22 protein-coding genes and 1 tRNA gene are annotated in these 21,241 nt (G+C 67.9%); 5 read left to right on the top strand and 18 right to left on the bottom strand.

Annotated features, from left to right (window positions below; all coding sequences use genetic code 11):
- Positions 1-213 precede the first annotated feature (213 nt).
- A tRNA-Pro gene (locus tag CQ040_RS19910) sits at positions 214-290 on the bottom strand.
- Positions 291-396: 106 nt separating this feature from the next.
- Between CQ040_RS19910 and CQ040_RS19905 the strand changes: the two genes are divergently transcribed.
- The 5 genes from CQ040_RS19905 to CQ040_RS19885 all read left to right on the top strand — a co-directional run bounded on the left by CQ040_RS19905 (position 397) and on the right by CQ040_RS19885 (position 4,057).
- The gene (locus CQ040_RS19905; protein ID WP_105528589.1) at positions 397-981 is read left to right on the top strand and encodes a GNAT family N-acetyltransferase; all 585 of its coding nucleotides are present in this window, start codon (positions 397-399) and stop codon (positions 979-981) included.
- A gap of 34 nt (positions 982-1,015) precedes the next feature.
- Complete coding sequence (locus tag CQ040_RS19900; protein ID WP_105528590.1) at positions 1,016-1,471, top strand: hypothetical protein; 456 nt, start codon at positions 1,016-1,018, stop codon at positions 1,469-1,471.
- A gap of 62 nt (positions 1,472-1,533) precedes the next feature.
- Positions 1,534-2,202: a lysoplasmalogenase gene (locus CQ040_RS19895; protein WP_105528591.1), complete on the top strand. Its 669-nt coding sequence runs from the start codon at positions 1,534-1,536 to the stop codon at positions 2,200-2,202.
- Complete coding sequence (locus tag CQ040_RS19890; protein ID WP_028504068.1) at positions 2,202-2,573, top strand: RNA-binding S4 domain-containing protein; 372 nt, start codon at positions 2,202-2,204, stop codon at positions 2,571-2,573. The genes CQ040_RS19895 and CQ040_RS19890 overlap by 1 nt, the downstream gene beginning before the upstream one ends.
- A 62-nt stretch (positions 2,574-2,635) precedes the next feature.
- On the top strand, positions 2,636-4,057 hold the full coding sequence (locus CQ040_RS19885; RefSeq protein WP_105528592.1) for an HNH endonuclease signature motif containing protein: 1,422 nt from the start codon (positions 2,636-2,638) through the stop codon (positions 4,055-4,057).
- 27 nt (positions 4,058-4,084) lie between these two features.
- Here the strand turns inward: CQ040_RS19885 and CQ040_RS19880 are convergent, their stop codons facing one another.
- The 17 genes from CQ040_RS19880 to CQ040_RS21130 all read right to left on the bottom strand — a co-directional run.
- On the bottom strand, positions 4,085-4,987 hold the full coding sequence (locus tag CQ040_RS19880; RefSeq protein WP_105528593.1) for an NUDIX hydrolase: 903 nt from the start codon (positions 4,985-4,987) through the stop codon (positions 4,085-4,087).
- 61 nt (positions 4,988-5,048) lie between these two features.
- Complete coding sequence (gene der / locus CQ040_RS19875; protein WP_258131691.1) at positions 5,049-6,521, bottom strand: ribosome biogenesis GTPase Der; 1,473 nt, start codon at positions 6,519-6,521, stop codon at positions 5,049-5,051.
- A 40-nt stretch (positions 6,522-6,561) separates the two neighbouring features.
- Entirely contained in the window at positions 6,562-7,284 is a 723-nt protein-coding gene (cmk, locus tag CQ040_RS19870) for a (d)CMP kinase (RefSeq protein ID WP_105528594.1), read from the bottom strand.
- Positions 7,277-8,413, bottom strand: coding sequence for a prephenate dehydrogenase (locus CQ040_RS19865; protein ID WP_105528595.1), 1,137 nt, complete (start codon positions 8,411-8,413; stop codon positions 7,277-7,279). The genes cmk and CQ040_RS19865 overlap by 8 nt, the downstream gene beginning before the upstream one ends.
- Entirely contained in the window at positions 8,410-9,216 is an 807-nt protein-coding gene (locus tag CQ040_RS19860; protein WP_105528596.1) for a pseudouridine synthase, read from the bottom strand. Before CQ040_RS19860 ends, CQ040_RS19865 begins: the two co-directional genes overlap by 4 nt.
- Positions 9,213-9,872, bottom strand: coding sequence for an SMC-Scp complex subunit ScpB (gene scpB, locus CQ040_RS19855; RefSeq protein ID WP_374954151.1), 660 nt, complete (start codon positions 9,870-9,872; stop codon positions 9,213-9,215). The genes CQ040_RS19860 and scpB overlap by 4 nt, the downstream gene beginning before the upstream one ends.
- Entirely contained in the window at positions 9,862-10,719 is an 858-nt protein-coding gene (locus tag CQ040_RS19850; RefSeq protein ID WP_105528597.1) for a ScpA family protein, read from the bottom strand. The genes scpB and CQ040_RS19850 overlap by 11 nt, the downstream gene beginning before the upstream one ends.
- Positions 10,703-11,536, bottom strand: coding sequence for a ParA family protein (locus tag CQ040_RS19845; protein ID WP_181157087.1), 834 nt, complete (start codon positions 11,534-11,536; stop codon positions 10,703-10,705). Before CQ040_RS19845 ends, CQ040_RS19850 begins: the two co-directional genes overlap by 17 nt.
- Positions 11,537-11,691: 155 nt before the next feature.
- On the bottom strand, positions 11,692-12,594 hold the full coding sequence (gene xerD / locus CQ040_RS19840) for a site-specific tyrosine recombinase XerD (protein WP_105528598.1): 903 nt from the start codon (positions 12,592-12,594) through the stop codon (positions 11,692-11,694).
- 2 nt (positions 12,595-12,596) lie between these two features.
- Positions 12,597-13,178 carry an NUDIX hydrolase gene (locus CQ040_RS19835; RefSeq protein WP_105528599.1) on the bottom strand — a complete coding sequence of 194 codons (582 nt, stop codon included), beginning with the start codon at positions 13,176-13,178 and terminating at the stop codon, positions 12,597-12,599.
- Entirely contained in the window at positions 13,171-14,868 is a 1,698-nt protein-coding gene (locus CQ040_RS19830) for a CTP synthase (RefSeq protein WP_105528600.1), read from the bottom strand. The genes CQ040_RS19835 and CQ040_RS19830 overlap by 8 nt, the downstream gene beginning before the upstream one ends.
- Positions 14,869-14,885: 17 nt before the next feature.
- Complete coding sequence (gene recN / locus CQ040_RS19825; protein WP_105528601.1) at positions 14,886-16,577, bottom strand: DNA repair protein RecN; 1,692 nt, start codon at positions 16,575-16,577, stop codon at positions 14,886-14,888.
- Positions 16,574-17,494 (bottom strand): NAD kinase, encoded by a 921-nt coding sequence (locus tag CQ040_RS19820; protein ID WP_105528602.1) that lies wholly within the window; start codon positions 17,492-17,494, stop codon positions 16,574-16,576. The genes recN and CQ040_RS19820 overlap by 4 nt, the downstream gene beginning before the upstream one ends.
- Positions 17,491-18,288, bottom strand: a complete 798-nt coding sequence (locus CQ040_RS19815) for a TlyA family RNA methyltransferase (protein ID WP_105528603.1) — start codon at positions 18,286-18,288, stop codon at positions 17,491-17,493. Before CQ040_RS19815 ends, CQ040_RS19820 begins: the two co-directional genes overlap by 4 nt.
- The gene (locus tag CQ040_RS20840) at positions 18,285-18,461 is read right to left on the bottom strand and encodes a hypothetical protein (RefSeq protein WP_181157082.1); all 177 of its coding nucleotides are present in this window, start codon (positions 18,459-18,461) and stop codon (positions 18,285-18,287) included. The genes CQ040_RS19815 and CQ040_RS20840 overlap by 4 nt, the downstream gene beginning before the upstream one ends.
- 51 nt (positions 18,462-18,512) lie before the next feature.
- Positions 18,513-19,550 (bottom strand): HAD-IIA family hydrolase, encoded by a 1,038-nt coding sequence (locus CQ040_RS19810; protein WP_105528604.1) that lies wholly within the window; start codon positions 19,548-19,550, stop codon positions 18,513-18,515.
- Positions 19,550-21,241 (bottom strand): hypothetical protein (locus tag CQ040_RS21130; protein WP_258131689.1); only part of this gene is annotated, 1,692 nt, incomplete at its 5' end. The genes CQ040_RS21130 and CQ040_RS19810, both read right to left, overlap by 1 nt.

The following is a 21,241-nucleotide window of genomic DNA, read 5'->3' as shown; positions in this document are numbered from 1 at the left end:
TAGGAATCTCGCTCACGATGTCCGTCCGCGACCCTCCTGCACGTCGTCGCGACGAACGCCATCGCCCCACAGCCGCACTCTGGGAGCAGGGTTCCGCCGCTGTCTGAATGCGCGGCGAGGCGCAGCGTTGTCCCCGGTGGCGCGCAGCCATGATTTCAAGCATAGAAAAAGCCCCGGAGTTCCGCCGTATTTCTGCGGTTCTCCGGGGCTTTGTGGTCGGGCTGACAGGATTTGAACCTGCGACCCCTTGACCCCCAGTCAAGTGCGCTACCAAGCTGCGCCACAGCCCGTTGGCCTGCACTCTCGCGCAGGCAACTCCCCTATCTTAGCCGCATCCTGGGCCCCTCCGCGAACCGGCCCGTTGCGAGTGTCGGACGGCCGGCGTAGCGTCGCGGCATGGCGATGATCACGACCGAGGTGGCGACCCCCGCCCGTTGGGAAGACGTGCAGCACGCGCTCACGGGTGGTGGAGACGGCGCCAGCTGCCAGTGCATCTGGCCGGTCCTGAGCAACAAGGACTGGAATGCGACGACCACCCCGCAGCGCACCGAGATGCTCCGGGCCGAGATCGACGACGGCCCACCACCGGGAGTCATCGCCTACGTCGACGGCGATGCTGCGGGCTGGATCCGCATCGGCCCACGCACCCGCCAGGCCCGGATCCCCCGCACGCGCATCATCGCAGCGGCGAGCACCGAACCGTTCGACGACGACTCGGTGTGGGCGGTGACGTGCTTCGTCGTCCGCAGAGAGCACCGCGGTTCCGGCCTCAACCTCGAACTGCTCGAGGCAGCCGTGGACTATGCCCGAGAGTCCGGAGCCCGCGTCATCGAGGGATACCCCGTCGACACCCGAGGCGAGAAGCAGCGGACCAACGACCTGTTCCACGGCACTCTCGGCACCTTTCTCGCGGCCGGGTTCACCGAGAAGACCGACCTCAAGCCCGGCCGTGCGCTCGTCGCACTCGAGCTCGCCACGTGATCGCGCGATGCTCATCAGCCGCTAGCGTGATGGCATGAGCGACGAGAGCACGACCATCGACGATCCAGAACTCGGCATGTTCTCCCGAGCCCGCTCCGAGCTCACGGACGGGACGGTGCTGACACACGACTGGTTCGTCGGCACGGTGTCCGTCGACGGCACCGAGCTCGAACTCATGCTGGAGGGGACGACGTCCGACGAGGTCGCCCCGCTCCTCCCCCGGATGCGCGATACGGTCAAGCGGCTCTCCGCGCTGCGACGCATCGCGACCGACGCCGTCGTCACGAACTTCAGCACGGGCGAGCTCCAACCCCACGAACTCGATGATGCGGCATCCGACCTCACGATCGAGGCGATCGAAGCAGCCGCGGACGGCACCGTCATCCTGCACCTGATCGACAGCTGCGGCGAGCACTTCCCGGAGGGATACTGGCCCGCTGTGCACCTGAGCGTCGACGACAGCGTCGCTCAGGTCACCGTCGAATCGTGAGCAGCGGGCGCGCGCTGACCCCGCCGACGGAGCCGTCAGCCCCTCGACCATACGATGGGAAGATGCAGCGTCGCGCGACATCCACCGCTTTCGCGTGGGCGTTCCTCCCCTTCGTCGCGGTGTCGGTCCTCCACGTCGTGTTCTTGGCCGCGGGCCACCCGCTCGCCGGGCCGACGAAGCTCCTGCTGATGCCCATGCTGGCCGTTCCCGTGCTCGTCTCCGCGCGCCGTCTGAGGCCGCGCACGACCCTGTTCCTCCTGGTCGCCGCCCTGGCCTTCTCCTGGCTCGGCGACGGCGCAGGGGCATTCTTCCCCTGGGCGCCCGAGCTGCCTCTGATGCTGCTGTTCTTCGGCATCGCCCACCTGGCATACATCGTGCTGTTCGCTCGGAATCTGGCGATCCGGAGGATGCCGTGGTGGGCTCTTGTCTACGCCGCCTGGTGGATCGCGATGATGATGTTCCTGGGACCACATACCGGCGGCCTGTTGCTCGGGGTCGCCGTCTACGGACTCGTACTGGGGGGAACCGCTGCCTTCTCCGCCCGCTGCCACCCCATCGTCGCGGTAGGCGGCGCCTTCTTCCTGTCCAGCGACACGATCCTCGCGCTCCGCTTGTTCCTCCCTGATTCGCTGCCGTCGTGGAGCAGCCCAGCGGTGATGATCACCTACACGATCGGGCAGGGCCTCATCGTCGCCGGTGCCCTGATCGCGCTTCGGAAGAGGAACACCTGATGGACGCTGCACGCGTTGACAGCTGGCTCTGGGCGATCCGGATCTACAAGACACGCTCGGCCGCCACGACGGCATGCCGCGCGGGGCATGTTCGCGTCAACGGCGACAAGGTCAAGGCCGCGCAGCAGGTGCGAGTGGGCGATGAGGTGCGCATCCGTATCGCCGGCTTCGACCGGATCCTCATCGTCCGCCAGCTCCTTGTCAAGCGCGTAGGGCCGCCGGTCGCCGCGTTGGCATATGAGGACAAGACTCCGGCGCGGGAACCGCAGGCGGCCCTCGGTCTGCGCGATCGCGGCGCAGGTCGCCCCACCAAGCGCGAGCGCCGCGACATCGACAAGCTTCGCGGTCGAGACGACGACCGACCAGACTGATATCTCGGCATCCATCCTTCCAAAACTCCCTTTCTTCGAAGTTTTGTTCTAAACTCGACGGTATGACGAACCCCACCGATCTCGACCTCGGACTCGAGGATCGTCGACGCGTCTTGGACGCGTGGGTCGCCACGAGACGTCGGATCGCCGCGCTCGAAGCGGAGGCTGCCGAGTTGCTGATGGAGCAGATCGCCATCCACGATGCCGATGTCGCAACGAGCCCGTTCCACCGCGAGGCGATCTACCGCTCGATGATCGCCGAGTTCTCCGCTGCCGGGCAGGTCTCGAAAGGCTCGATGGAGTTCGCCTTCGCAGACGCGCGGGCGCTGCACACCCACCTCCCCGGCATCCGCGCCGCGTTCGCGAGCGGTGCGATCGGCGCTGGGCACGTGCGCGAGATCGCCAGGGCGGGGGCACTCGTCGCGGAAGCCGTCCGCAATCAGAAGGCTGACGCCGCCGTGATGGAACTGTTCGAGACGGCGGTGCTCGTCGTCGCAGAACACGACACGGCAGCCCGCACGAGGGCTCATGCCCGTCAGGTCGCCGCCGCCCTCGTCGGCGAGACACTCGTGGACAGGCATCGGCGTGCTGCAGAAGAACGATGTGTGACGGTGAAGTCCCTCGACGACGGGCTGGCTCTGCTCACCGCTGTACTCCCCGAGTGGATCGCGACCGCGATCTCGGACAGGCTGAACCGCATGACCCGCGAGGTCGTGCACGCCCGAGACGCCCGAGAGATCACGCCGATGCCGTGGTGGTTCGAGACCGACGGTGACGACCTCCGCCCGGAGGACTTCTCCCTCGACGACCCGTCGTTCGATCTCTACGACGTCGGGGTGATTCGCGGCACTGACGGCGACACGTTCGCAACCGACCCCACGATCGAGCAGTTCCCGGCCGACACCCGGACGTGGGCGCAGACCGAGGCCGACCTCTTCACCGATCTGCTCTTGACCGCAGATCCGAGCGCTGCGAACGGAGACGGTCTCGACGGCATCCAAGCCCGCGTACAGGTGACGGTCGCCGCGACGACGCTCGCCGACATCGACGACAGCCCGGCCGAACTCGACGGTCACGGCCCGTTGCACCCCGACATCGCTCGCGACCTTGCGGGGCGCAACAGCGGTTGGACACGCCTGTTCCTCGATCCGACCGGCATGGTGGTCGAGACAGACACCTACACGCCGACCGAGGGCATGCGGCGGTTCCTCCGAGCGCGCGACCGGCACTGCCGATTCCCCGGCTGCCGCATGCCCGTGCACCGCAGCGAGATCGACCACAATCACGATCACGCGAAGGGCGGGAGGACCAGACTCGACAACCTCGGCCACTTCTGTCGGAGTCACCACACTCTGAAGCATCCGGACATCCCCGATGCGCATCGGTGGACCGCCCAGCAGGAGAAAGACGGCAGCATCACGTGGCACAGCCCCCTGGGGCGCGACTACGCCGACCCGCCGCCCCGACGCGTGATGTTCGTCTGAGTCACTGCTCCACGGAATGCGAACCGGTCAGTGATCCGTGAGGAGTTCGCGAAGCCATCCCGCTGAACGGACCTGAGCGGCACCGGCGCGCTCCACTCGTTCACGGAGCTCCCGATCGCTCGTCACGGCCACGACCGTCTGCGTCTCGGCGACGCGACGCTCGACCTCGGCGACGATCGCGTCGTCACCTGCGGCCTCGGCGCGGACGACGGCGACGGTGCTCGAGTCGGTGTCGATGCCACGCGCCTGCCCCTCGACCACCATCGACACCTCGGGGAACCACACGTCTCCCGCGAGCTCCAGAGCATCAGCGGGTACACCCAGCTCTTCCAGGCGGGTGCGAAGGCGGGATGCCGCCCCGGCACGATCCTTCCACCACCCGTCCGGCACCGAACCGACCACGTTCGCGGCATCGACGACGATCGCCGGACGCACCTCGAGCAGTGCACGCAGCGCCGGCCACGACGAACCGAATCCCGGATGCAACGGCCGCTCATCGACCTGGTCGACGGGCACCCATTCCAGCGCCACACTCTCCGGGTCGCTGATCACCGGATCGAACGGTACCTGCACATCAGCGACGACGGTCGTGTACGACCAGATGCCCAGATCGAGGACACTCGTGAACCGCGCGCGCACAGCGCCGTCCGGCACACCCGCCTCCTCCTGCGCCTCGCGGATCGCCCCGCCGATCGCACTCTCTCCCTCGTGCAGCGCCCCGCCCGGCAGACCCCAGGTTCCCCCGAAGTGGCTCCACGAGACACGGTGCTGCAGCAGAATTCCTCGCGCGGGGTCGTAGGCGAGAAGACCGGCAGCGCCGAAGCGCCCCCAGTACTTCTCCCCCGACTCTGCGATCACCCAGGCGTCACCCGGGTTCCGCGGCCCCTCAGGGCGACGCGGTTCACCAGCGGCAGGAGGTACGACGGTCACCCCCTCAGCCTTTCACAGCATCGGGGCCGCAGCACCACGGCGCGACACGCGCCGGAACAGATCAGCGCTGACGCTTCTCGCGCACCCGCATGTTGATCACGATCGGCGTGCCGTCGAACGCATAGAGCTCGCGCAGGCGGCGCTGGATGAACCGGCGGTACCCAGGGTCGAGGAACCCGGTCGTGAACAGCACGAACGTCGGCGGGCGTGTCGACGCCTGCGTGCCGAACAGGATGCGCGGCTGCTTTCCACCGCGCAGCGGGTGCGGGTGCTCGGCGACGAGCTCGGCGAGGAACGCGTTGAACTTGCCCGTCGGAATGCGGCGGTCCCAGTTCTCCAGCGCCGTCTCCAGCGCGGGCACGAGCTTGTCGAGGTGCCGGCCGGTCTTCGCGGAGATGTTCACGCGCGGTGCCCAGGCGACGTGCGCCAGGTCCTGCTCGATCTCTCGCTCGAGGTAGCGACGGCGTTCGGCGTTCTCGAGGTCTTCGTCGTTCAGGCGGTCCCACTTGTTGAACGCCAGTACGAGGGCACGTCCCGAATCCAGAACGAGGTCGATGATGCGCACGTCCTGCTCGCTGATCGACTCCGAGACGTCCAGCACGACGACGGCGACTTCGGCCTTCTCGAGCGCGGCCGAGGTGCGGAGCGAGGCGTAGAAGTCCGCACCCTGCGCCATGTGCACACGACGACGGATCCCAGCGGTGTCGACCAGGCGCCACATCTTCCCGCCGAGCTCGACGACCTCATCGACCGGGTCGCGGGTGGTGCCGGCCAGGTCGTTGACGACCACGCGCTCTTCACCGGCAGCCTTGTTCAGCAGCGACGACTTGCCCACGTTCGGGCGGCCGAGGATCGCGACGCGACGCGGCCCACCGATCTCCTGCTTCGCGACGGCCGAGATCTCGGGGAGCTTCTTCAGCACGGCGTCGAGCAGGTCGGCGACACCACGGCCGTGGATGGCCGACACGGGGTGCGGTTCGCCGAGGCCCAGGCTCCACAGAGCCGCGATCTCAGGCTCCTGGCGGGCATCATCGATCTTGTTGGCGACGAGGAACACCGGCTTGCCGCTCTTGCGAAGCAGCTTCACGACGTGCTCGTCGGTCGACGTCGCACCCACCATCGCGTCGACGACGAACAGCACCATGTCAGCGAGGTCGATGGCGATCTCAGCCTGCATCGCCACCGAACGGTCGATGCCGCGGGCGTCGGGCTCCCACCCACCGGTGTCGACGAGCGAGAAGCGGCGGTCCGCCCACTCTGCCTTGTACGTCACGCGGTCGCGGGTCACACCGGGGGTGTCCTCCACGACGGCCTCGCGGCGGCCGAGGATGCGGTTCACGAGCGCGGACTTGCCCACGTTCGGTCGCCCGACGATCGCGACGACCGGAAGCGCCGGGCTGAACAGGATGCCGTCTTCGCCCTGCGTGATACCGGCGAGGAGCGCTGCATCCTCGTCGTCCAGGTCGTAGTCGGCGAGCCCGGCACGCAGGGTCTCAGCCCGCTGCTCGGCGAGATGCTCGTCGATCTGTTCCATCTTCTCGGCGAGCTGGTCGGGGCCGCCTTCGTATTCTTCGTCAGCCACGGTGTGCTCCTCGGTGTTGCTCGATCACCGTGAGTACGGCGTCGATGGTCTGGGGGAAATCGAGTTCCGTCGAATCGACGACCTCGACGCCTTCTGCGGCGTTCAGGAAGTCGACGACGGCACTGTCGGAGGCATCGCGCTTGTGCAACGCCGCGGCGACAGCAACCGCATTCTCGCCGGCGAGTTCGCCGGCACGTCGAGCGGCCCGTACTTCGGGGGCCGCGGTGAGCAGGATCCGCACCGGGGCATCCGGTGCGACCACAGTCGTGATGTCGCGGCCCTCGACCACGACGGCGGGGTACGACGACTCGGAGACGAGCTTACGGAACAGCTCGTTCACCTGCGCACGTACCTCGGGGACTCGCGCGACACCGCTCACGGCTCCGGAAACCCGCGGATCGCGGATCGCCTCGGTGATCTCGGCATCGCCGACGAGCACTGTCCGGTCGTCGGGGTCGAGCCCCAGCTGCACTGGGAAGTCGGATGCTGCGGCTCGAACCGCCTCGGAATCATCGGTGTCGGCACCACGATCGAGCACATGCCACGCGAGTGCGCGGTAGGCGGATCCGGTGTCGAGGTAGCCGAAACCGAGCTTCCGGGCGACGGCCTTCGACACGCTGGATTTGCCGGAGCCGGCCGGTCCGTCGATCGCGATGAACTTCTCGGCGTCGGTCACGTGCGCCTCCGCGGCGGATGAGGTGGAGGTGTCAGTCATTGGTGCTCCCTGCGATGCGCCAGCCGCGCTCCTGCAGACCGGTGATCGCGCCGTGCAGCGCTGCCGGGTCGACGCTGATCTCGGCGAGCCCGAACTGCGCACCTGGCGAGTGCTCGAGGCGGAGGTCTTCGACGTTGACGCCGAGCTCTCCGAGTTCGCCGAACAGGCGCCCGAGCTGACCGGCCGTGTCGTCGACCATGACCACGAGCGTCTCGAAGCGCTGGTTCTGCCCGTGCTTGCCGGGAAGACGCTCGACCCCGTCGTTGCCCTGGCGGATCGTCTCGGCGACGATGCGGCGGGCCCCGGGAGCCCCTGGCTCACGCAGCGCGTCTGAGATCTCACCGAGGTCGGCTGCGAGCGCGTCGAGGATCTCCACGACGGGCGCGGCGTTCGCCCCGAGGATCTGCACCCAGAGTTCAGGCGCGGATGCCGCGATTCGTGTCGTGTCGCGGACTCCTTGGCCGGCGAGGCGGAGCGCACCCTCCTCGGCTTCCGCCAGGCGACCGGCCAACAGGCTCGCCACCACCTGGGGTACGTGCGAGGTGAGCGCGACCGAGCGGTCGTGCTCCTGCGGCGTCATCTCGAGCGGCGTCGCACCCACGTCGAGGGCGAGTGCTTCGACGAGGGCGAGATCGCTGGCCTTGGTGTCCTCGTCGCGGCACACGACCCATGGCCGGCCGATGAAGAGGTCTGCACGAGCCGAGATCGCACCGCCGCGCTCACGGCCGGCGAGCGGGTGGGATCCGATGTAACGGGTCAGGTCGACGCCGCGCTCCTGGAGCGCTCGGAACGGCTCGAGCTTGACACTCGCGACATCGGTGACGACGGCCGCGGGGAATCGTTCGAGTTCGGCCTGGATGACGTCGGCCGTGACATCAGGCGGAACAGCCACCACGATCAACGACGGAGCATCGTCGTCAGTTGCGATCCGGCCTGCGCCGTAATCGACCGCGAGACGCAGCTGAGCGGGCGAGGCATCGGTCAGGACGACATCGATGCCCTTCGCCCTGAGCGCGTGCCCGATGCTCGCGCCGAGCAGACCCGCGCCGACGATGCGCACGGTACCGGAGAGGCGTGGCGCGACGAAGCCCGCTCTCCGCCCCGTGGGCGCACTCGTCGTATCGGTCATTCTCTCTCCTGCTCGCCTGGCGCCTCGGCGACAGCGGAATCCTGGCGCGACAGGGTCAAAAGTGCGCCGAGTTCGATTTTACTCAGTTCCCGGGTCTTCCCCGCCGGGAGGGTTCCCAGGTGGAGCGGGCCGAACTGTCGACGGACCAGTTCGGTGACGGGATGACCGACCGCGGCGAGCATCCGACGCACGATGCGGTTGCGCCCTGAGTGCAGGGTCAGCTCGACCAGGCTCGTGCCGCGAGACGTGTCGAGCAGCCTTGCTTTGTCAGCGACGATCAGGCCGTCTTCCAGCTCGATGCCCTTGGTGAGCTTCGAGATCGTCTGGGGCAGTACGGTCCCCTCGACCTTGGCGATGTACACCTTGGTCACGCCGAACGACGGGTGTGCGAGCACGTGGGCGAGCTCACCGTCGTTGGTCAGGATGAGCAGTCCGCTGGTCTCGGCGTCGAGGCGTCCGACGTTGTAGAGGCGCTCTTCGTAGTCGGCGGTGAAACGACGGAGGTCGGGGCGACCGCTCTCGTCCTTCATGCTGCTGACGACACCGGTGGGCTTGTTCAGCATCACATAGCGCTTCGAGACATCGAGCTGCACGGCGGCGCCGTCGACGTCGACGAGGTCGTTCTCCGGATCGATCCGCCTGCCGAGCTCTGACACCACGATGCCGTTGACGCGGATGCGCCCCTCGGTGATGTACTGCTCCACCACGCGACGTGAAGCCACCCCGGCGGCGGCGAGCACCTTCTGGAGGCGCACGCCCTCGGGAGCTGCCTCGGAATCTGTCGAGGCGTCGAAGCCGGTCATCGGATGGTCCCTTCGTCGAAACCGTCTGCACCGTCATCGAGCAGAGGGGAGATCGGGGGCAGCTCGTCGAGCGAGTTGATGCCCAGGTGTTGCAGAAGCGCGTCAGTCGTGCCGTAGTTGATCGCGCCGGTCTCGGAGTCCGCGAAAAGCTCGGTGATCAGACCGCGGGCGAGGAGGGTTCGGACGACGGAGTCGACGTTCACCGCACGGATCGAGGCGACCTGGCTGCGAGTCACCGGCTGCTTGTAGGCGATGACCGCCAGTGTCTCGAGCGCCGCCTGCGACAGGCGTGCAGGGGCCTGTCCGCCGACGAACGCCGCGACCACCGCATCGAGATCTTCACGGACGTACAGCCGCCACCCGCCGCCGACCTCTCGCAGTTCGAAACCGCGACGCGGCCCCTTTCCACGACCGTCGTAGTCCTCGACCAGAGCCTCGAGGGTCTGACGCACGGCAGGCACAGGCGAATCGACAGCGGCGGCCAGCGCGATGAGGCCGATCGGCTCATCCACGATGAAGAGGATCGCCTCGATCCGCTCAGCGAGCGGGAGCTCCGTCATCGCGTCTGCGGTGGTCTCAGCGTTGGCGGCTCCGTCCGAAGTCGCCTCGTCCAAGTTGGCCTCGTCCATGGCGCTCTCTGTAAGATCATCGGTCATAGTCGGCTCCCAGGGTCGCCAGTGTCTCATCCGACCAGGAGTCGGCTGCCCAGCGGAGCGTGAGCTCGCCGAGCGGTTCCAGTTGTTCGAACGACAGCGCTGCGTGCCGGTACAGCTCCAGCACCGAGATGAATCGGGCGACGACGATGCCAGGCTCGGTCACCCCGGCGACGAGTTCGCGGAAGCTCACCGACTCGGTCCGGCGCAGCAGCGTCACGACGATCGCTGCCTGCTCGCGGATGCTGATCAGCGGCGCGTGCAGGTGGTCGAGCCCGACGTGCGGGATCTCCTTCGGAGCGAACGCCAGCAGCGCGAGTGCCGCGAAGTCGTCGGCGCTCAGCGACCACACGAGCTCCGGCGTCTGACGTCGGTGCTTCTCCTCGAGACGGACGGCGCGCACATGTCGGCGATCTTCGCGCTGCAGGCAGCGGGCGAACCACGTCGACACCTCTTTGAAGGCCCGATACTGCAGCAGCCGGGCGAACAGCAGGTCACGCGCTTCGAGCAGCGCGACGGCCTCGGCATCCACCAGCTCGCCCTGAGGCAGGAGTCCGGCGACCTTCATGTCGAGCAGAGTCGCCGCGACCACCAGGAACTCGGATGCCTGGTCGAGCTCCTCGTCATCGTCGAGTTCACGCAGGTACGCGATGAACTCGTTCGTCACCGCACTCAACGAGACCTCGGTGATGTCCATCTCGTGCTTCGAGATGAGGTTCAGCAGCAGGTCGAACGGGCCGTCGAAGTTCGACAGCGAAACCTGGAAGCCGGCATTGTCCACGGGCGCCGCATCGCCCACGCTCTCCTCGAGCGACGCGTCGACAGGTCCTTCGCTAGGCGACGGCGCCACGGGCGACCAGCTCCCGCGCCAGCCGCAGGTACGCCTGAGCGGCTGCGTGCTCGGGGGCGAACTCGGTGATGGGCACACCCGAGACCGAGGCATCCGGGAACTTCACGGTGCGTCCGATCACAGTTTCCAGCACGTCGTCTCCGAAGGCTTCGACCACGCGTTCGAGGACTTCGCGCGAGTGCAGCGTGCGCGGGTCGTACATCGTCGCCAGCAGGCCGTCCATCGTGATCGAGGGGTTCAAGCGGTCGCGGACCTTGTCGATGGTCTCGATCAGCAGCGCCACGCCACGCAGCGCGAAGAACTCGCACTCGAGCGGGATGATCACGCCGTGAGCCGCAGTCAACGCGTTGACCGTCAGGATGCCGAGCGAAGGCTGGCAGTCGATGAGGATCACGTCGTACTCCCCCGCCACCTGGCGGAGGACTCTGGCGAGGATGGTCTCCCTCGCGACCTCGTTCACGAGGTGAACCTCGGCAGCGGAGAGGTCGATGTTGGCGGGCATGACGTCGAGACCCTCGACCCCGGAAGGGACGATGGCGTCGTGGGCGTCGCGCTTGGTGTCGAGAAGCAGGTCGTAGATCGTCGGCACATCGTGTGTCGGGATCCCGAGACCGGCAGACAGTGCACCCTGCGGATCGAAGTCGACAGCGAGCACCTTGCGACCGTACTCCGCGAGTGCGGCGGCCAGGTTGATCGAGGTCGTCGTCTTGCCGACGCCACCCTTCTGGTTGCACAGCGCGATGATGCGCGCAGGACCGTGGGACTTCAACGGTTCGGGGGTCGGGAACCCGTGATAGGGGCGGCCGGTGGGTCCCATGGGGGTCTCGTCGGCCTTCTGCGCCTTCGCCCTGGACTTCGCCACTTTCTCAGCCACCCGTTCTCCTGCTCCTTCATGCTTGGTCGATTGTACCGGCCGGGCCGTTGCTCAGCCGCCTCGGCACGCGGCAGAGGGTCGCTCCGGGCTCGGAGGCCTCAGCGTGCGCGTGGATGCGAGGTCGCGTAGATGTCGCGAAGCGCATCGACCGAGACGTGCGTGTAGATCTGCGTCGTCGCGACCGAGGAGTGCCCGAGCAGCTCCTGCACCACGCGGACATCCGCGCCGCCCTGCAGGAGGTGCGTGGCGAACGAATGCCGCAGCGTGTGCGGCGAGACCGCGACCGTGATCTGGGCGCGCTCTGCGGCCTCGCGGATGACGAGCCAGGCACTCTGTCGGGAGAGCGGGGCCCCTCGCGCCCCGAGGAACAGCCGAGCCGACGCTCGTCCTTTCGCCGCGAGCCCCGGCCGGACCCGCGTCAGGTAGGCGTCGACGGCAGTTCGCGCGTAGGAGCCGACCGGCACGATGCGCTCCTTCGACCCTTTGCCGCGGAGCCGGAGCACCTCGCCGTGCGCGAGGTCGTCGACGTCGAGGTCGATCGCCTCGGACACGCGGGCGCCGGTGGCGTACAGCAGCTCGAGCAGCGCACGGTCGCGGATGCCGAGCGGTTCTTCCGCAGAGGGGGCGGCGAGCAGGCGCTCGACCTGATCAATGGTCAGAGCTTTCGGGAGACGCTGTGGCGCCTTCGGCGGACGGAGCCTGCCACTCGGGTCATCGGTCTCGATGCCCTCGCGCGCGAGGAACCGATGCCATCCCCGCACGGAGGACTGCAGTCTCGCGAGGCTCGTGGATGCGGGGGGCGGCTCGGCCGATGCTCTCTCCGCGATGAAACGATCGATCACCGCGGGGGTCACTTCGGCGGTGTCGGTGATCCCCTGTGCGACCAGCCAGTCCCGGTATCCCCCGAGATCACGCCGATACGCCGCGATCGTGTGGGCGCTCAGCCCGCGCTCGACCGTGACGTGACGCAGGTAAGCGTCGAGGGCGCGCTCGAGCAGCATCCTCAGCCCCGATCGCGCAGCCTCTGCGACGCCGCCAAGACTCCGATCGCGAGGATGCCATTGCGCATCCGGCCGTCGAGCACCGCGGTGACAACATCTGCCAGCGGTACCCACTCGACGCGGATGTCGGCTTCCTCGTCTTCGCGGTCGTGGGCGGCACTCGCCGTCGCGATCCCGGTGGCGAGGAACACATGGATGATCTCGTCGTTCCCGCCGGGAGTCGTCCACGAGGAGATCAGCGGCTCCCAGTGAGCGGCGACCAGGTCTGCTTCTTCGGCGAGTTCACGACGTGCGGCTTCGAGCGGTTCCTCGCCCTCCACATCGAGCAGGCCGGCGGGCAGCTCCCAGTCACGGTGCCGGATCGGATGCCGGTACTGCTGGATGAGCAGCAGGCGCCCCGCGTCGTCGAGCGCGACGATCGCCACCGCGCCGGTGTGGTCGACGTACTGCCGGACGATCTCGCCGTCGCAGTAGCGCACGCGGTCGGAGCGCACGTCCCAGACGCTGCCCTCGTAGACGAGGTCGCTCTGGAGGACCTCCGGTTCGAAGGGCTCGTCGCGGAGATCTTCCGTCAGATCAGTCATCGGCGCTGACGTCGAACAGCTCACTCGCGCGGTGACGTTCGATCGCGGCGCCGACGAGCCCGCGGAAGAGCGGGTGCGGGGCGGTCGGGCGCGAGCGCAGCTCGGGGTGAGCCTGGGTCGCGATGTAGTACGGGTGCACGTCACGAGGCAGCTCGACGTACTCGACCAGGTCGAGCTCGGGGTTGAGGCCCGAGAAGACGAGTCCGGCGTCCGTGAGGCGGTCACGGTAGGCGTTGTTGACCTCGTAGCGGTGGCGGTGGCGCTCGGCGGCCTCCGGGGCACCGTACAGCTCACGGGCGAGCGATCCCTCAGCGAGGGCAGCCTGGTACAGCCCGAGGCGCATGGTGCCGCCCAGGTCGCCGCCGTCGAGGATATCGACCTGCTCAGCCATCGTCGCGATGACCGGCTCTGGGGTCTCCGGGTCGAACTCGCTGGAGGAGGCACCGACGATGCCAGCCACATCACGTGCGTACTCGATGACCATGCACTGCAGGCCCAGGCACAGTCCGAGCGTCGGGATGCCCTGCTCGCGAGCGAACTTCAGGGCCCCGAGCTTGCCTTCGATGCCGCGGATGCCGAATCCACCGGGCACGCAGATCCCGTCGAGCTCGGCCAGCTGCTCCTGGGCGCCTTCCGGCGTCTCGCAGAGGTCGGAAGGAATCCAGCGGATGTTGACCTTGGTCTCCTGCGCGAAGCCGCCGGCCTTGAGCGCCTCGGTCACCGAGAGGTAGGCGTCGGGCAGGTCGATGTACTTGCCGACGAGACCGATCGTGACTTCGTGCTTCGGGTTGTGGACCGCGTGCAGCACCTTGCTCCAGCGCGTCCAGTCGACGTCGGCCGCGGCCTTCTGGTCGAGACCGAGGCGGCGCACGATGTACGAGTCGAGTCCCTGATCGTTCAGCGTCGAGGGGATGTCGTAGATGCTGGGCAGGTCGACCGTGTTGATGACGCCTTCGACATCGACGTCGCACATCAGGGCGATCTTGTTGCGGTTGCTCACGCTGACCGGACGGTCGCTGCGGAGGACCAGGGCGTCCGGCTGGATACCCACCTGACGGAGCGCCGCGACGGAGTGCTGCGTCGGCTTGGTCTTCTGCTCCCCCGATGCGCCCATGAACGGCACGAGTGAGACGTGTACGAAGAACACGCTGTCGCGCCCGAGCTCGTGACGCAGCTGGCGCGCGGACTCGAGGAACGGCTGCGACTCGATGTCACCGACCGTGCCACCGACCTCGGTGATGATCACATCGGGGCGCGGCTCTTCGGAGGCCTGCAGGCGCATGCGGCGCTTGATCTCGTCGGTGATGTGCGGGATGACCTGCACGGTGTCGCCGAGGTACTCACCGCGGCGCTCGCGCGCGATCACCTGCGAGTAGATCTGGCCCGTGGTGACGTTGGCCGCCTCGGACAGGTTGATGTCGAGGAAGCGCTCGTAGTGGCCGATGTCGAGGTCGGTCTCCGCGCCGTCGTCGGTGACGAAGACCTCGCCGTGCTGGAACGGGTTCATCGTGCCGGGATCGACGTTCAGATACGGGTCGAGCTTCTGCATCACGACGCGCAGACCGCGGGCCGTGAGGAGGTTGCCGAGGCTGGCAGCTGTCAGTCCCTTACCCAAAGACGAAACGACACCACCAGTCACGAAGATGTGCTTGGTCGTGTCGTTCTTGGGTCCCGCAGAAGAAGAGTTCATCACGGGCTTCGATCCTATCAGGCGGTGGGGACGCGGAGGCTGAGAAGTTCACGGGCATGGGTCAGAGCAGCATCCGAATCGGCGAGTCCAGAGAGCAGACGGGCCATCTCGGCTTCACGATCTCCGCCCTCCAGACGCCGCACACTCGAGGCTGTCACCGCGCCATCATTGGCTTTCACGACGGACAGATGATTGTTCGCGAAGGCCGCGACCTGCGCGAGATGCGTGACCGCGATGACCTGCGACTTCTCTGCGAGTCGGGCGAGTCGCCGACCGACTTCGATGGCCGCTGCGCCGCCGATGCCCGCGTCGACCTCGTCGAAGACGAACGTCGGAACAGGGTCTGTCGCGGCGATGACGACCTCGATCGCCAGCATGACCCGAGACAACTCGCCCCCCGAGGCGCCCTTCGAGACCGAGCGCGGCTCGGCTCCAGGATGCGGGGCGAGCAGGATCGCGACATCATCACGGCCATGCGTGCTCTCGGCACCTTCGGAGACCGCGACCTCGAGGCGCGCATCCGGCATCGCGAGCGCGTGCAGTTCTTCGGTCACGGCCTCACCGAGGCGTGCGGCGGCATCTGTGCGCGCTGCGGTCAGCGCGGTCGCATGCGCATCGAGCTCAGCCCGCGCCGCATCTCGCTCCGCGAGCAGTCGCTCGATGCGATCGCCGTCGTCGTCGAGTTCGGCCAGTCTGGCGGATCCTGTCTGCCAGAGGGCCAGAGCCTCGTCGAGAGAACCGTGTGCGCGGATCAGGGTGCCCAGAGCCGCTCGGCGCTCCTCGACCGCGGCGAGCTCGTGGGGACCCGTTTCGTCGAGGTCGGCGAGGTAGGCCGAAAGCAGTCCCGCGGTATCGGCGATCCGGTATCCGATGTCGGCGAGATTCTCGCCGATCTCGGTGAGCTTGGCGTCGGAAGCACGCTCGAGCACACGACGCGCCTCCGCCACGAGTGCCGAGGCGTCGGGCTCTCCCTCCTCGCTGGAGAGCGCACCATGAGCGAGGGATGCCGAGAGCCGCAGCTCTTCGGCGTTCGCGAGACGCTCGGCACGCGCGGTGAGTTCCTGGTCCTCTCCCTGTTCCGGAGCCGTCGCCTCGATCAGTGCAAGAGCCTCCCTGAGTCGGGCCGCCTCTTCGGCGCGACGGTCACGGTTCTCGGTGATCTCTGAGATCTCGGTGGCGAGGGCGCGCCAACGGGCGAACGCTCCGGCATACTTCTCGACGGCGTCCACGATCGGGGTGCCGCCGAAGCGATCGAGTGCATCACGCTGGGCGGCGGCAGAGCGAAGGCGAAGCTGCTCGGACTGGCCGTGCACGACGACGAGTTCTTCCGCGAGAGAGGAGAGCACTCCCGCCGGTGCCGCGCGGCCTCCGACGCTGGCTCGGCTGCGGCCCTCTGCGCTCAGCGTGCGCGAGACGTAGAGCTCCGCGCGGCCTGCGCCGACCGGCTCCAGCTCACCGCCGGCATCCGCGACGATCTCTGCGACGCTCCCGCCTTCGGGGACGACCCACACCCCTGCCACCGAGGCCTGGGCAGCGCCGGCACGGACCGCACCGGAATCGGCACGCTGACCCAGCAGGAGCCCGAGTCCGGTGACGACCATCGTCTTGCCGGCACCCGTCTCGCCGGTGATCGCGGTGAACCCCGGGCCCAGCGGCAGCACGGCGTCGGCGATGACGCCGAGCCCCTGCATCCGCATCTCCTCGATCACGATGGCGCCCCCTGCGCCTGGCCGCGCCAACCTTCGACCGGCAGCTGGAACTTGCGCACGAGTCGGTCGGTGAAGGCGGTGGGGTGCAGGCGGGCGAGGCGCACGGGACGCGAAGACCGCCGGACCACCACGCGGGCGCCCGGAGGCAGGTCGTGCGAGCGACGCCCGTCGCACCACAGGATGCCGGAGCCGTCGGTGCGCTCGAGCATCTCGATCGCCACGGAGGCGTCGGGACTCACCACGAGCGGCTTGGCGAACAGCGCGTGGGCCGACAGCGGCACGACGGCGATCGCCTCGACACTCGGCCAGATGACCGGACCCCCGGCGGAGAAGTTGTACGCGGTCGAGCCGGTGGGAGTGGAGATGACCATGCCGTCACAGCCGAAGCTCGACAGCGGACGCCCGTCGATCTCGAGCACCACCTCGATCATCCGCTCACGGCTGGCCTTCTCGACCGTGGCTTCGTTGAGCGCCCAGGTCTCGTAGACGACGTCTCCTTCGGAATCCTTGACCCGGACGGAGAGTGCCAACCGCTCCTCGACCTCGTAGTCACGGTCGATCACGCGGCGTACCGCTTTGTCCATGTCGTCGCGATCGATCTCGGCGAGGAATCCGACATGGCCCATGTTGATGCCGAGCACAGGAGCACCGCTGTCACGCACGAGTTCTGCGGCACGCAGGATCGTCCCGTCTCCGCCCAACACGATCGCCAGCTCGAGGTCGGCAGGATCGATGGAGACTCCGAGCACGTCGGCATCTGCGAAGAACGGATCGACGGCCACGAGGGCCTCGTGATCGTCGGCGGCGAGAACCGGCCGTGCTCCCGCTTCCCGCAGGGCGTCGATCACCCGACGAGCGGCCTCGACGGTTTCCACACGGCCCGCGTGGGCGACGACCAGGATGCTGCGCTCGTTCATCGTCCTCCTGCCAGTCGGTTGATGCTGTCCAGCCATTCTGTCGGATTACTGCCTCGCCCCGGCGCGAGGTGCACCAGATACTCGGCATTGCCGTGGGTCCCGAGAATCGGGGAGGGAAGGATGCCGAGCATCCCGAGTCCCACATCCCACGCGCTCCACACAGTGCGGGCCACCGCATCGGCGCGCGTGGCCGGGTCGGTGACCAGTCCCCCGCGTACGGCCGTGCGTCCGACCTCGAACTGCGGCTTCACGAGCAGCAGGATGTCGGACTCGGCGGCGCAGACCGCGGCGACGGCCGGCAGCACGAGTTCGAGGGAGATGAACGAGAGGTCGCCGACGACCAGCTCGGGCGCCGCGGCCTCCCCTGTCGCCTCCGTGAGGTTCTCACGGGTCATGTAGCGGACGTTGAATCCTTCGACCGCCACGACTCCGGGATCGGCGGCGATGGATGGGGCCAGCTGTCCGTGTCCGACGTCGACAGCGAGCACCTTTCGTGCGCCGCGCTCCCTGAGCACCTGGGTGAAGCCGCCCGTCGACGCACCCATGTCCAACGCGAGCAGCCCGTCGACCGGGATGCCGAAGCCGTCGAGCCCCGCGATGAGCTTGTGGGCGGCGCGCCCGACGTAGTGGTCGGAACCGGCGATGGTGATCTCCGCCGCATCGTTGACGGCGGTGGACGCCTTCACGACCGGGCGTCCGTCGACGCTCACGAGTCCCTCGGAGATGAGCGTGGCCGCGTGGGTACGAGAACGGGCGAGTCCTCGAGCGGCGAGGGCAGCGTCGAGTCGCGTCATCGGGATCCCGAGGTCTCCCGCTGCTCGAGCTTCGAGCCGCTTTCAAGGCGCCGGGAGAGCTCGTCGTGAAGGGCCGAGTAGGCGTCGGCTCGCGCGGGAAGCGGCTGCCCTTCGATCAGGCGCAGTCGGCTCCACAGGCCGTCAGTCGGCGCGCTCGTCGTCTCTTCGCTCACGGTTCTACTGTACGCGGCCCCTCCGACGCAGGACGGAGCCACGCGAGATGCTCAGGGCCTGTGGAAGGGATCGTCGTAGAGGCGTTCGGGGACCCGCAGCACGAACACCGGAGTTCCAGACGCCCAGATGGCCGCGGCGCCCGCGCGCAGCAGGTCGATCTGCTCGCCGGTCTCCGCCACGATCTCGACATCCGCTCCCGAGACCCGAACGGCGGCGCCGTTGACGTGGAACACGCCGTCCTGTTCCGTGACCTCTGGGTACGGAAGATGCAGTTCGCGCAGGTCGCCGAGAATATACGTGGGACGCGAGCCTTCGGGTGCTGCCAGTACGTGCTTGGGCCGGTCGATGCCCGTGAGGACCAGTACCGACTCGATCCCGACCCGGCTCGCACCCATGATGTCGGTGTCGAGGCGGTCTCCGATGAAGAGCGCCTTCTGAGCACCGAACCGGACGAGCGCCTCTTCGAAGATCGGCGCCTCCGGCTTCCCCGCGACAGTCGCCAGTCGCCCGATGGCAGTGTGCACCGCCGAGACCAGCGTGCCGTTCCCGGGGGCGACACCGCGCTCGCGAGGAATCGTCCAGTCGGTGTTCGTGGCGATCCACGGGATGCCGCCGTCTTCCTCGGGAAGCTTGAGAGCGAAAGCCGCTTCGGCCAGATCCGTCCAGGCCACCTCCGGGGCGAAGCCCTGCACAACCGCACTCGGCGAATCCTCGGCGCTGCGCGTCACCGTGTATCCGGCTTTCTGCACCTCGTCGACGAGCCCGTCGCCGCCGATCACCAGAATGGTCGCCGGCGCCGGCACGATCCGCGCCATCAGACGCATCGCCGCCTGCGGGCTGGTGACGACGTCCGAGGCCTCGACCCTGAGGCCGAGACTGCTCAAGTGCTCCGCGACCGATGCGTCCGTGCGCGCCGCATTGTTGGTGATGTATCCGAGCCGCGCCGACTTCGCCGCCTCATTGAGACTCTCCACCGCGAACGGGAGAGCGCCGGGGCCCGCGTACACCACGCCATCGAGATCAGCGAGGATCGTGTCGACGCCATCGAGAGGCGTACGCGGGGCGCGCTTCCGAGAGAACAGCGCCACTACGCCTCCGGGGTCGTTTCGTCGGTCTCGTCGTCGGTCTCGTCTTCACTCAGGAGCTCGCGCACCTCGTCCTCAACCGTCGGCTCTTCGACGACAACCGGCTCTTCTTCTGAGACAGCATCTTCTTCTGAGACAGCATCTTCGTCTGAAGCCGGCTCTTCCTCCGAAGCATCGTCGGCGTGGGTGTCTTCGGCAGCTTCGGAAGCTTCGGCTCGCGAAACATCTGCGTCGTCCGATTCCGCGTCGTCCGATTCCGCGTGTTCCGATTCCGCGTCGTCAGCGAGCTCGGAGGCCTCCTCATCGAGGAACTCGCCCTCGATCAGGCTGTCTTCGATGAAGATCTCTTCGTCCCCACCCTCATCGATGCCGAGAGCTTCGGCCGCGACCTGGGCACGGTGCGACCAGAACTCTGACTCCTCGGTACGTCCGAGGTCCTCGAGCACAGCTGCGCGCGCGGCGAAAAGAGCAGGGCTCCACTCGAATGCGCGATCAGGGTCGAGCTCTGGGATCTCGAGCTCACCGAGTGCGAGTTCGAGGTCGCCCTGGTCGAGCCGGGCGCCCGACATCGCGATCGCCAACGCGACACGGACCGGAGTCTCGAGCGCAGACCGATCGATGGCACGACCAGTCTCGAGAGCCCGATCGGCGCGACCGATCCCCCGTTCACTGTCGACCATCAGTGCGATCTGGTCGTCCTTGCCCGAGATACGACGGTAGGTACGCAGCTCGCGCAGTGCGAGCGCGAAGTCCTCGGTCGCATAAGCGGTGATGCCCAGGGTCTCGCGAACGATCGCGATGCGTCCTGCACGTCGAGAAGCTGCCAGCGCGTGCTCGTGAGCGAGAGCCGGGTCCTCATCAATGAGCCGTGAAGCCATCGCGAGATGACGGGCGACGTGTTCGGCGTTCTCCTTGCTCAGAGTCTTGAGCTCGTTGCGAGCCGCACCGTTGAGGTCGCGCGCGGTGACCTCATCAGGGATCTGCGGTTCGTCGAAACGCGGACGCTCGTTCGCTGCCTGGGCCGGCCGTTCCCTGCCCGCTCCCCCGCGCTGCGGGTAAGAACGAGCCTGTCCACGGTCGCCACCTTCACGGCGCGGCGCAGCACCGTCGCGGTTGTAGCCGCCACCTTCACGGCGCGGCGCAGCACCGTCGCGGTTATAGCCACCGCCCTCGCGGCGGGGAGCAGAGTCGCGGTTGTACCCACCACCTTCACGGCGCGGGGCAGAGTCACGGTTGTAGCCACCACCTTCGCGGCGGGGAGCAGCACCATCACGGTTGTAGCCACCACCACCTTCACGGCGGGGAGCAGAGTCACGGTTGTACCCACCACCTTCACGGCGGGGAGCAGCACCATCGCGGTTGTAGCCGCCACCTTCGCGGCGGGGAGCCGAATCGCGGTTGTACCCGCCGCCCTCACGGCGCGGGGCAGCACCATCGCGGTTGTACCCGCCACCTTCACGGCGCGGAGCGGCACCATCACGGTTGTACCCGCCGCCCTCGCGTCGGGGAGCCGAATCGCGGTTGTACCCGCCGCCCTCACGGCGCGGGGCAGCACCGTCGCGGTTGTACCCGCCGCCTTCACGGCGCGGGGCAGCACCGTCGCGGTTGTACCCGCCGCCTTCACGGCGCGGAGCGGCACCATCACGGTTGTACCCGCCGCCCTCGCGTCGGGGAGCCGAATCGCGGTTGTACCC

It is taken from the genome of Microbacterium sp. MYb54 (assembly GCF_002979515.1).
In the GTDB taxonomy this organism is placed as follows: domain Bacteria; phylum Actinomycetota; class Actinomycetes; order Actinomycetales; family Microbacteriaceae; genus Microbacterium.
This window is presented reverse-complemented; position numbering and strand designations above follow the sequence as displayed.